We start from the raw sequence: 11,974 nt of genomic DNA on the forward strand, positions 1-11,974 counted from the left end.
CATATTCAATTAATTATTCTTACAGTATCCGCTGATTCTTTTCAGCGGATTTTTTATATTTAATCACTATGAAAAAAGAGGTGAAAATGATTTTAATTTGCCTTAGTCTTCTTTTTCTATGGACAAGCTGTACAGAAAAAAAGATAAGATTAGGCAAAGATATCAGCTTTGATAAAGAAGAAAATATACATTACGGAAATAGCCCGGAACAAGTCATGGACCTTTATATTCCAAACAAAAAAACAAATGGAGAAAAAGACGTCTTTATTATTATTCATGGTGGAGGCTGGCGCAGTGGAAATAAATCACAATTGACTTTCTTCACGCTTTCTATGATGCAGAAATTTCCTGATCATATCTTCGTCAATATGAACTACAGACTCACTTCAGCAACTCAGTTTGGGCTTCCGAATCAAACTGATGATATAAAAAAAGTGACTGAGCTATTAAAAAATAAACTGGGTTACAGTCCCGGTCTGATTTTATTAGGAAACAGTGCCGGCGGACATTTGTCTATGTTATATGCGTATCAATTCGATGTTGATAAAAAAGTAAAAGCTGTGATTAATATTGTTGGTCCGGCAGATCTCTCGGATCCGGGTTTCAAAAATTATCAGGAATATTCTTTTGTGGAAAAAAGGCTTGTTGATCCCCGTGTACCGAAACCGAAAACATCATTAATAGATTTTGCCAGTCCTGTAAAATGGATAAGAAGAAACTCCCCTCCTACCTTATCTTATTATGGAAACTCAGATCGTGTCATACCTTCTACCCAAGAAAAAATTTTAGATTCAGTTTTAACTAAAAACAATGTTATCCATGAGTCTTATCAATTCAATGGTGGACATCTGGATTGGGATAAACAGCCCAATGATAAGTTTCTTATAGATAAAATTGAAGCTTTTCTTAACGCAGACAAAAAATAACACGTTCTGATCATTCAAAACGTGTTATTTTTTTATCTTTATTTTAATTTATTCAGATTTTGCAACGGCTGTTCTTTCTGAAACTCCGTTAGCATTGAAAGCTTCAATCTGGAAATAGTAAGCATCTGTTCTGTCTGCTCCTGTAAAGAAATATTCATTCTTTCCATATACCATAATGCTTCCGTACAATTTATCAGGAGATTTTCCAAAATAGATTACATAGCCGTCTGCATCAGGATTCTGCTGCCATTTCATCCAAATACTTCTTCTTTCCCCATATTTCTTTGGGTCAGCTCTCAAAGGGACAAAACCTTCTACTTTTGAAGGCTGTTTCCCAGCTCCTTTTCCAAATACCCTGAAACCACTCAATGCAAATTTCCCTGTAGGCATTTTCAGATTCTCCATTTTAAGGAAACGGGCTTTTGCAGGCTGTTCAAGTTCTACATAATCGTGAGGAACATCTTTTGTGTTCTTGCTTTTATCCACAATCACATTCCATTTTTTTCCGTCATTAGATCCATAGATTTTGTATTGATGCATTTTCCCAAAAGTTTTTCCCATAAACTCCGCATCCTGATCCGCATAATTGATCTGAATGGCATTGATGGTAGAAACCTCACCAAGATCTGTCTGAAACCATTCTCCGGAATTTCCTGTTTTAGCACTCCAATATGTTTTGATATCCTCATCTACGGCATAATTAGGCTGATATCCACCTAAAGTAGATGAAACCTGAACCGGTTTATTATAATTCAGCAACATCCATCCGGCAAAAAGACCTTTAGTAAAATCTTTTCCTTGTGCATACTGTGGAAGGTATGTGGGATAATCACCATAAGCCGTATTACAATACATCACATCATCTTTATCGAAACCTGCCGGCCAGATTCCAAGCCTTCTCTCAAAATTATTTTTAGTGGAAATAAAGATGGTTGAAATGTGCCACCAGTTTTTGTAATTGTCTTCAAAAGTTGCTCCGTGGCCAGCTCCTCTGGCAAAACCTCCCGGCTTATAGGAAAATGGATTGTGCTGCTGATATTCAAACCCTTCCAAAGGATTTTTACTAACATATACTCCATCAGAATATCCACTGAATTCTGTTGCCGGAGCGCCATACTGCATATAGTATTTTCCGTTATGTTTTGTCATCCACGCTCCCTCTACAAAAGGCTGAAGGAAAACATTATCATTGTATTCCCCGAAACGTTCCCACCCATGATCCTCAGGTTTTAGTTTAATAATCGGCTTTACGAAACCTTCAGACTGAAGATTCTTAACTTTTACTTCAGTTCCCAGTAGTGGCCATTCATTACTTGAACCCCAGTACAGATACAGTTTATTTTTATCTTCATCATAGTGGAATGCAGGGTCCCAAGCTCCTACTTTTAAAGTATCCACAGCAATTTTCCAGTCGTCTTTGGTAGGATTTGTACTTTTCCAGATCGGAAAATCCTGTTCCCAGGTAGAACCATAGACATACAAAGTGTCTTTCATGGCCCAAACAGCCGGAGCATTAAGATCGTGGGTATATTTATTATCTCTTAAAAATTTCCTTTTTACAAACTTCCAGTCCAGCATATCATCACTGTACCAATATCCTTCCTGGTTTGTAGAAAAAAGAAACAGCTTATTCTTAAAATTAACAATCACCGGATCTGCCGTAGCACGGTGTTTTCCCTGTTTTGAAAAAACTTCAAAAGGTGTATAACCATAATCAATATTGATAGGATTACAGAACGTTTTCTGCTGGGCTCCTACAATAATTCCAAGAAAAATTGCTAATGCCAGAAAGTATTGTCTCATTTTTAGATTTTAAAGATTACAGCAAAGTTAGCTAACTTTTTTTGGTTTTCTCCAAATAAAGCCATCCAGAAGGTAATGTGTGAGCTGCGGAACCACCAATAACGGAACAAGGAACTGAAATATTTTTTCCGAAACAATTACATTTAGGGAAAAATGTTCATTCCAAACTAAAGTTTCCCACAAAAACTCTTCTAAAAAAGCGAAACCTAAAATAATTCCAACAAATAAAAAAATTCCTGAAAAAGATTTAAAAATCTGCATCCAATTCAGCTGATGTTTTTCTTTTTGCTTAATCTCCCGGATATAAATCAATGCGATATAGGGAATTCCATGAGAGACCACATTCAAAAAGGTAAAAAGAAGATCATTATTAAAGTATATGATTCCAAAATACCATGAAAGGAAAGTTCCGGTGATTAATGCTGTTTTAGGAATATTAATCTTTCTTGTTTTAAAAGCTTCAAAAGCAGTTTTAATCAACCAAATGATCAAAATTGCAAAATATACGGTGGTAATCAGAGGAAGATAATCCGGAAGATTTTGAAGCCAGACAAATTCATTATCAACAAACCAGGTAAAAGCACGGGGTGTTTTAAACCAATACAGAATGGGATAAATAGTAGCCGTGTAAACAGCAACCTCATCTATTTTCTTACTCCAGTTATTCGGTTCAAAACGGGCATAAATCCTCATAAATCCGTATTGCTGCCTTATAAAATGAAAAACAGCAACCAATGCCAGTACCGACCAGAATGTCAGACTTCCGAATTGGAACAGGACAATTCCCAATATCCAGCTTATGGCAGGAATACCAAGATACAGCAGTTTATTTTTTCGGATTTCACCTTTAACAAAATAGGTTTTGAAGAGCGTGGAATACACGTGAGCCACATCTACAAAAACAATCAGGAAAAGCCATGTGTAAAAAGAATAATGATTTTCAAGTCCCTGAATCTGTTTCTTAAAGAGAAAAATAATCAGCAATACCAGAAAAGGTGGTGATAAAATAAACCACCAGTCTGTTTTTGCATTATGTATCCAGGGTTGTCTCATATTGTCATTTTATATCATTTTTTCTGCAGTCCGGATTCCCTGATAGAAGGCTTCTTCAAAAATAGATATTCCTGAAAGATCAGAATGGGCAAAGAAAATTTTATCTTCAATAGGTTCTTTTGCTCTTTCAGTTTCTTCTCCAAAAATCTGATTGGGAACAGGCGCAATCATGGCATGTCCTATTTTGTGAAACTGCATTTCAAGAATAAAGTCTTCTATCAAAGGATGTGCTTTCTTCAGATCATCCAAAACTAAACTTTTCAGTTCAGATTCATTCATAGCATACAGCTTTTTTCTTGCTTTTCTACAGTCTCCGGTTGAAAAACTCTTGTAATGGGTAATCACTTTTTCTCCCATAATCTGGTTAAGATTCTGATGCTGGTCAAAGATATAGCCCAAGCCGGAAGATCCATAAATCACATTATCCCAAGCAAGCTCTTCATCTCCCCCGAATTCATTTTTCAATGTAATAGTTGTTAAAAGCCAGGGAACATAATGGAATGAAGATGCTTTTTTATGATTAAAGATTCTTTCATTTACAAACTGCGGTGATGCAAACAGTACTTTATCAGCAATGATCTTTTTCGTTTTCTTTTGGGTGTTGTCAAAACTTAAGACTTCGACTTTATCATTAACTTTTACATCAAAAACCAGATTTCCGGACCTATATTTTCCATCAGTATATTTTGAAAAATGTTTTGCTAATCTGGCATTTCCTTCCGGCCATGTTAATACCTGATCTTTATATCTTGTACTCCAGTTATTTTTTCTTCCCGCAAAATAATGAATGCCTGCCCATGCGGAAACATAGTCTATTCCTAATCCGAAATCATCTCTGCATGAATAATCCAGAAGCCAAAGGAGTTCTTCAGAATGGTAGTTATTTTCTTTCAGCCAGTCTTTAAAAATGATTTTTTCAAATTGTAACACCTCATCTTCTCTGCTGGAATCATGTACCGGAATAGCAAACCAATATTTTCCCTGTGAGTCTTTCTTTAAACGAAATTCATCCATCAACTTAAAAAAACGGGTAAGCTCTTGCTGGGTTTCTGTTGAAATTCCTCTTTGGGGAACAATATCGTTCTGCCAGGAATTTTTATAAAACAGTCTTTCCTGTTGTGGAAAAGTCATTTGGTATTCATCAAGAATAGGTTCTCCATTATCTTCAGTTCCTAAGCAGATTCCACATTCTTTCAAAAACTCGATGATTTCTGTATTCTCTTTATTGGGTAATGGCAAATAGTGAGCGCCTAAAGGAAATTTTGAAAATGAGTTTTGTCCATTGGAAGAATTACCACCAAGATGATTTTCCATTTCCAGAAGAAGATAATCATTTTCATTATTCAGATTAAAAAACCTGCATGCTGCAAGTCCGGAAATCCCTCCCCCCACAATAAGATATTGGGTGTGGATAACTTCTGAAAATTGTGGAAAATCTTTTGCCCACAATTTATGACCCAGAACATGATTAGTACCGGTAATCTTCAGCAGCAATGATTTTATTTTCTTTCCGCAGTACTGCAAAAAGGGAAGCATAAGACTACCTAAAAATATAGTTTTAAGAAAATCTTTTCTACTGTACTTTTCCCCACTCTTCATCAAAATAACGAACTAATATCTGGTTGTCCAGACGGTTAACTTCTACGTCTTTCACTTTCATATCTTTGTTAAAATAAGACATCTGAGAAAAGTTGTAATCATAATATTTTAACCCAGGAAGTTTTCTGTAGATCCTGTTGTTGATGGGCTCAAACGAAGCCATAGAAAATCCCCATTCTCCAAAAGACGGAACATAGGTATGATACGCGGCTGTGAAGGGAAAAATCTGATTGATCGTTTTTTCTATACACCAAAAAGATTTCGGAGCGAAATACGGAGAGGTGGTCTGAACCACAATTTTGGTATCAAGAGTTGTTAATCTCTCCAGTTCTTTATAAAACTGAAGTGAATAGAGCTTTCCTAAACTGTAATTAGACGGATCCGGAAAATCTATGATAATAACATCAAACTTCTTTTTGTTCTCTTTTACCCAAATGTAAGCGTCTTTATTGATCACTTCTACTTTAGGATTGGAGAAGGAGCCCTGATTCAACCTGCGCATGGTTTCATTGGTCTTAAAAAATTGCGTCATTTCCCCGTCAAGGTCTACAAGTGTTATTTTTTTAACGTCTTTGTATTTTAATACTTCTCTTGCTGCAAAACCATCACCTCCTCCCAAAATCAGAACGTTGTCAATGTTTTTCGCCATAGACATCGCCGGATGTACTAAAGCTTCATGATAACGGTATTCGTCGGTGGAAGAAAACTGTAAGTTATTATTTAAATATAAACGGAATTCGTGGGTATTTCTAGTGAGAACAATCCTTTGGTAAGGGGAACTTTTGGTATACACTACATTTTCACCATATAATTTTTCTTCAGAATAAGACAAAATAGTATCAGAAAAAATGAAAAGTCCCACTAATACAACAAATGCTGAAATTGATTTTACTTTTAATGAAAGTGGTTTTGACAATTCTCTTTTAAGGTAATAGCACAGGAATATAGCAATAGAAATATTGATGAGCCCGAAAAACAAAGGTGTTTTTACAATTCCCAGCTGCGGAATCAATACCAGTGGAAAAAGAATAGATGCCAGCAAAGCCCCGATGTAATCAAATGCAAAGACATTTGAAACTAAATCTTTAAACTGTACTCTATCTTTCAGAATATTCATCAAAAGCGGAATTTCTACTCCAACGAGGCACCCAGTAAAAAAGACAAATAAGTAGAGAACACTTTCAAAATGTGCCAGTGTATTAAACAAAGTAAAGAGTACAACAGAACTGATTCCACCTACGATTCCTACCAGGATCTCAATCTCAATGAATTTATCTATCAGATTTCCTTTGATGAATTTCGCAAAATAGGAACCTACTCCCATTGAAAATAAATACACCCCAATAATGAAGGAAAACTGCTTTACAGAGTCTCCTAAAAGATAGCTCGCCAGGGCTCCGGCCACCAATTCATAAATCAATCCACATGTAGCAATGACGAATACTGAAAACAATAAAAGCAGCTCAAGAGGAATCCTCTTCTTATCCATGAATTGCGGCGCTTATAATCATTGAAATTCCGATGATAAATGCCCCGAAGACAATAGCCAGTGCTATATTTTTGTTCTGAGCGATCTCATGCCATGTTTTTTCCGGAGTAAGTTTTTCAATAATGAAATAGCATACAAGCAGAATTGCGATTCCTAAAAATGAGTAAAGAACCGAGTTTAGTATTGGTAAGAAATTGATGTTGTCCATAGTTTTATATTTTTATTTGTGATAGTATCTGTAGAATCCTGCTCTGGAATGACTTCTTGTGGTTCCGTCACGGTATTTTTCTGTTTTGGCACAATCGCATACCTGATTTCCCTGGTAAGTAAGATATACAAACCATGTCAGGAAAAATCCTCCTGCCAGGCAGAGTATCCAGTTTTGTCTTATGTAATTTAAAATATTAGTCATCATGATGTGGCATAAGGTGAGTTTGAACTGTTCTTCCATTTATTCACATTAAAGAAATACTTTCCTATCCACATCGCTACAAACAGGGCGACCATGATGAAGATAATAAATCCGAAGTTCCAGAATGAAACGGGAAGCCAGGTTGCTTTGAGCTGTACATAGGTATTGCTTGAAATGGGATCTGAAGTGAGTCTAAGTGCTTCAGCATTAATCAGGGAATCCAGCTTTTGAGTACCGAAAGACTTTTTAGTAAGTCTGGCTACTTCCGAAGTATCTTTTTCCAGTATCTTTCCATCTGTAAAAGTTGTGGTTTGCCCACTAAGAAGGTTAGTAATCCCTATAATTCCTGATCTATCCCGTGATACCGTAACCTTTGAATCCGGAGACATAAGACCGGAAAAGGTAGGTAAAGCACCATCCTTCTCTGCAGAAATAAGAAAGTGATACTTCCCGGAACTTACTCCACAAAGATTAAAATCTTCTGACTGGCTTCCTTCTGACCAGCTTTCCCCATCTTCGTAACCATGATATTGTTCTATATCTTTGGAGGTATAGATAATTTCATTGGTCTTTTCATTCACTAGACTCAGCTGGATGTTTGCCCAGGAATTATCAACCCCTGAAAATGCATTCACTTTTAATGGTGCTGAGCCTCCTGAAAGGGTAAAACTGTTGCTCACCATTTCTTTGTCCTGTACATCTGTAAAATTGATGGTCTGTGCAAAAACGGTTTCATTAGTTCTTGATGTATAAACATACAACTGACACAAACATATCAGTAATGCTGCTATACAAAAAATGTTTATAGCCTGCTTAATATCAAAATAATATGGCTGTACGATGCCTACTCCTGTGTAATAAGGCATATGAGCTATTTTAAAAGCTCTTTTAACATCGTATTTTGAAATGTGAACTCCGTAGAAATATTGATTTTTTTTACCCACTGTTTCCTTTGAGATCATACGGGTTCCGTTGACATATTCTTTGTAAGTGGCAAGATTGAAATCCAGATGCTCATCAAAAAATCCGGCAGCTGCATAGATACTGCATGGAGAGGTTTCGTACCATCGATAAGTTCTTTCCGCATAACTTGCCAGTTTTGAACTTTTACTGTTAAAATCGTTAGGCTGAATAGAAATCAGGAAAACCCAATGGCCATCACTTTCACTCAGGAAAGCATCATTTCCTTTGCTGTCTTTTAAATAGTATTCACGCCAGAAAATATTGGTGCCATATCTTTTGACAATTATAGCAACTACTGTATATTCTACATCTTCAATTTTTCCTTTTTGCCCGACGTCCAATACAACATTTTCTGTCGGGACTTTCAAATGTTTGGTTTGCTTGTTCCCGGCTGCATCAATGAGATGAGAACAGGTTTTACAAACATATTCTTCAACAGGAAAGGTGAGATCTATTTTATTTTCTGATTCGCATGCTGGGCAGACATAGTGCATTTTTATCTGTAAATTTTGTGTTTTTGAATGGTATTAGCTTTAAAATACTGAACCACTTCATCTGCAATCTGCTCTACTTTTGTGGTATTGTCCTGTGTATAATTGCAAAGGAAAACATCGAAAGTAAGCTGTTTAAATTCCGGCCACGTGTGGATACAAAGGTGAGATTCTTTAAGGATCACTGCGGAAGTAAAGCTATCATTCTCAAAAATATGATTGGTAACTCCTACAATTTCCACTTCTTTGGTTTTCAGAATCTCTTCTGTAAACGTCAGAAAACCTTTGCTGTCTAATAACAAATCTTCTGACTCTGTTTCCAAAGTCAGAAGAATATGTAAACCTTTACTTGATAATGGGTTCAATTAATTTTTTCGTAAATATATTATTTTTTTGGAAGAAAAACCTCAGCAAGCATACATCTTGCACTTCCTCCTCCGTTTACTTCAATAGTATTCAGGTCTGAATAGATAATTTCGCAGTATTTTTCAATAGCCGCTACCTGCTCTGTAGTTAAAGACTGATAAGCTGTCTGGCTCATCACCAAAAATTTTTCACCGTCTTTGTTCTGAACCTGAAGCATGTTTCCTGCAAACTGCTGCATTTGCTCTTCTGAAATTTCGATGATTTCTTTTCCGGAACCTTTAATAGTTTCCACTACCTTTTCTCTTTCCAGCTCATCATCAATACAATCAAGACAGATTACTACAAATTTATCTGCCACGCACATCATTACGTTGGTGTGATAGATAGGAAGCCTTTCTGTTCCTACCGTCTGAAATGAATGGAAAACAACCGGAGTGAACCCGAATTTTGCACAGAATTCTCTGAACAGTTTTTCATCCAGTCTCAAAGAAACAGATCCGTAAGCAATTTTATTATCGTGGTCGAAAATCATACTTCCTGTTCCTTCCAGGAAATGTCCCTGAGTTTCAGGAAAAGACCAGTCATCAATGTCAGTAACTTCAAAGCCCTGATCTTTGATGCTTTCAATGATATCTTCTCTTCTTTCCACTCTTCTGTTGGAAGCGAACATTGGATATAAAACTACCTTTCCGTCTTTATGGAAACTCACCCAGTTATTCGGGAAAATAGAATCCGGAGTATGAGGATCTAATGTGTCTTTTATAGTGATCACATTAATTCCTTTTCCTCTCAGCTTTCCAACAAAGGTATTGAACTCTGCCAAAGCTTTTGACTGGATATCAGAACCCGTCTGTTCTACCTGAAAGTAATTGTTTTTTGCTGTCTCAGCGTTGTAACCGAATGCAATCGGTTCTATCATTAATACGGTATCTGTTGTTTGCATTTTTAAGTTTGAGGGTATTAGTGTATGAGAGTTTGAGAGTCTTTGCAACGGTTTATAAGTTCTTTTCTTCTCTATTCATCGGAGAAAATGAACACCATTTTTCTGACTGCCCTATCATACTAATTAACATTCCTATTATTTGGTTATACTGGTTGTGCAAATTATTATATTGCGCTTCATTCATATAATTGCAGGCAAAAGCAAATTGAAGCCATGTTTGTGTTTCTCTTGCTTCTCCCTCCGAGTCTGTAAGTTTAGCGATGAAGGATTTTTCATATTTTCTTTTCCCCCAAGCTTCGCTGATATTAGCCGTTACAGATCGTGATGATCTTCTTATCTGGTCTGTAAGAGAGTAAAGTTCTTCTTTTGGAAAAGATTTTGAGAGTTCATAAATCAGTTGTGCGTTTTCAAATGATTTTTGATAAACTTTTAAGTCCTGATGAAATCTAACTGTTGACATACACTAATACTTATTTACAATTAAAAACACTCCGACTCTCAAACACTCAAACTCTCCCACTCAATTATTCTCTCACAAGCGGCATTGTAGAGCATCTCAACAAACCACCCATTTTAGAGATTTCTCTGTAAGGAATTTCTTCAACGGTCATTCCCCACTCGTTTCTCAAATGGTCATTCATTCTGGTGAATGCTTTGTCTGAAACTACTACATCAGGAGAAATAGAGAAGATATTTGGGAACATTTCAAACATCTCTTCATCATTGATGTGGAAGCAGTTTTCTTCTCCGAAAATATCGATGATCAAACGATAGTCGCTTTCATCTACGAATCCGTTTTTATAAATAATACATTTGTCTTCTCCTACCGGATTAAATGTACAATCCAGGTGCAAAATGCCTTCAAAAGGAACTTTATCGTTTTTCTTCAGTTCCAGGTCAATAATTCTTTTCTTTGGAAAATATTCTTTTAAGATTTCAATGGCATATTCATTTGTTCTTGCCGTCTTATAGTTTCTGTAATCTTCGCTGAAGCAGGTTCCGATAAAAATAAAATCATTCCATACGATAACGTCTCCTCCTTCAATATGTGCAGTTTCCGGAAGGTTGATGATCTTTCTCCATGCTACTTTCTCAAAAACGCTTTTGTATGCTTCCTGCTCGTCTGCTCTGTCTGCGATCACATTGGAAATGATCATCTTGTCATCAATCACAAAGGCAACATCTCTGGAAAAAACCTGGTTGTAATCTTTGATGATACTTGGACGCAGTACTTCAACGTCATACTTTTTTAGAACCGCTTCAAAAGCGTTCATTTCATTAATGATATCCTCTTCTTTAGGATAAATGTTGTGTTCGATTGAGTAATATGACTTTGCGTCATAACTTTCCTCTAGTGTGGGAACTGCTCCCAGTGAATTAGGCTGGCCTAGAACCACTGACTTCAGCCTACCCGTTTCGTTTTTAATGTTTAGTCTCATAAAGATTTATGCAATACTACAAATATAAGTAAAGGTCTCTACCTGTAAAACTTTTGGATTATTTTATGTATTAAATTTGATCTCCAAAACCACCACTCTTCAACAAAATTTCCTTGTTTACGCAGCTAACTGTAGTGAATAGTTCCAAAAACATCTACAACTTGCTATTTTCCATCTACATAAGAACAAAAAAACAGATAATTCTATTATTTAATTTCCTATATTAGTGATATAATTTTCGCGAAATTATATCTCATAAAACTTAACTATTAACACCAAAAATCAAAGTTATGAACAAGAACAATTCAGTGCTGAAAAACGCACAAAAATTAGGAAGAGATCAACAAAAATCTGTAATGGGAGGTGCGCCAATCTCAACAGGCAGAAGATGCTGTGAATGGGATGACGCAGGAAACTGCTATATCTGGACATGCGACAGATGCCAATGTCCTTAATAAAAATGAAAGCCTGCTTTTTCAAGCAGGCTTTC

Annotated in this window: 13 protein-coding genes; 2 read left to right on the forward strand and 11 right to left on the reverse strand. The window is 36.1% G+C overall.

The window, feature by feature from the left end; translation table 11 throughout:
* Positions 1 to 86: 86 nt before the first annotated feature.
* Positions 87 to 926: an alpha/beta hydrolase gene (locus FW780_RS12245; protein ID WP_241676902.1), complete on the forward strand. Its 840-nt coding sequence runs from the start codon at positions 87 to 89 to the stop codon at positions 924 to 926.
* Positions 927 to 974: 48 nt separating this feature from the next.
* On the opposite strand, the gene FW780_RS12250 is transcribed toward FW780_RS12245, so the two are convergent.
* From FW780_RS12250 to FW780_RS12300, 11 genes are all read right to left on the reverse strand, one after another.
* Complete coding sequence (locus FW780_RS12250) at positions 975 to 2,729, reverse strand: discoidin domain-containing protein (RefSeq protein WP_149833892.1); 1,755 nt, start codon at positions 2,727 to 2,729, stop codon at positions 975 to 977.
* Positions 2,730 to 2,756: 27 nt separating this feature from the next.
* On the reverse strand, positions 2,757 to 3,782 hold the full coding sequence (locus FW780_RS12255) for a hypothetical protein (protein ID WP_149833893.1): 1,026 nt from the start codon (positions 3,780 to 3,782) through the stop codon (positions 2,757 to 2,759).
* A gap of 9 nt (positions 3,783 to 3,791) precedes the next feature.
* Entirely contained in the window at positions 3,792 to 5,381 is a 1,590-nt protein-coding gene (locus FW780_RS12260) for an NAD(P)-binding protein (protein WP_149833894.1), read from the reverse strand.
* Positions 5,356 to 6,870: a polyamine aminopropyltransferase gene (locus FW780_RS12265; protein ID WP_149833895.1), complete on the reverse strand. Its 1,515-nt coding sequence runs from the start codon at positions 6,868 to 6,870 to the stop codon at positions 5,356 to 5,358. The genes FW780_RS12260 and FW780_RS12265 overlap by 26 nt, the downstream gene beginning before the upstream one ends.
* A complete protein-coding gene (locus FW780_RS12270) occupies positions 6,863 to 7,078 on the reverse strand; it encodes a DUF350 domain-containing protein (RefSeq protein ID WP_045491052.1) in 216 nt (71 codons plus the stop codon). Before FW780_RS12270 ends, FW780_RS12265 begins: the two co-directional genes overlap by 8 nt.
* Positions 7,079 to 7,090: 12 nt before the next feature.
* Entirely contained in the window at positions 7,091 to 7,321 is a 231-nt protein-coding gene (locus tag FW780_RS12275; RefSeq protein WP_241676903.1) for a hypothetical protein, read from the reverse strand.
* Positions 7,282 to 8,739: a DUF4178 domain-containing protein gene (locus FW780_RS12280; RefSeq protein ID WP_149833896.1), complete on the reverse strand. Its 1,458-nt coding sequence runs from the start codon at positions 8,737 to 8,739 to the stop codon at positions 7,282 to 7,284. Before FW780_RS12280 ends, FW780_RS12275 begins: the two co-directional genes overlap by 40 nt.
* Before the next feature lie 2 nt (positions 8,740 to 8,741).
* Positions 8,742 to 9,101, reverse strand: a complete 360-nt coding sequence (locus FW780_RS12285; protein ID WP_121486271.1) for an S-adenosylmethionine decarboxylase family protein — start codon at positions 9,099 to 9,101, stop codon at positions 8,742 to 8,744.
* 20 nt (positions 9,102 to 9,121) lie between these two features.
* A complete protein-coding gene (ctlX, locus tag FW780_RS12290) occupies positions 9,122 to 10,045 on the reverse strand; it encodes a citrulline utilization hydrolase CtlX (RefSeq protein WP_149833897.1) in 924 nt (307 codons plus the stop codon).
* Between the two features lie 52 nt (positions 10,046 to 10,097).
* Entirely contained in the window at positions 10,098 to 10,505 is a 408-nt protein-coding gene (locus FW780_RS12295; RefSeq protein ID WP_149833898.1) for a four helix bundle protein, read from the reverse strand.
* A gap of 64 nt (positions 10,506 to 10,569) precedes the next feature.
* Entirely contained in the window at positions 10,570 to 11,484 is a 915-nt protein-coding gene (locus FW780_RS12300; protein ID WP_034694718.1) for a dimethylarginine dimethylaminohydrolase family protein, read from the reverse strand.
* 290 nt (positions 11,485 to 11,774) lie between these two features.
* On the opposite strand from FW780_RS12300, the gene FW780_RS22415 reads away from it, so the two are divergent.
* Entirely contained in the window at positions 11,775 to 11,939 is a 165-nt protein-coding gene (locus FW780_RS22415) for a hypothetical protein (RefSeq protein WP_167510705.1), read from the forward strand.
* The last annotated feature ends 35 nt before the right edge of the window (positions 11,940 to 11,974 follow it).

This window comes from Chryseobacterium sediminis (genome assembly GCF_008386505.1).
In the GTDB taxonomy this organism is placed as follows: Bacteria; Bacteroidota; Bacteroidia; order Flavobacteriales; family Weeksellaceae; genus Chryseobacterium; species Chryseobacterium sediminis.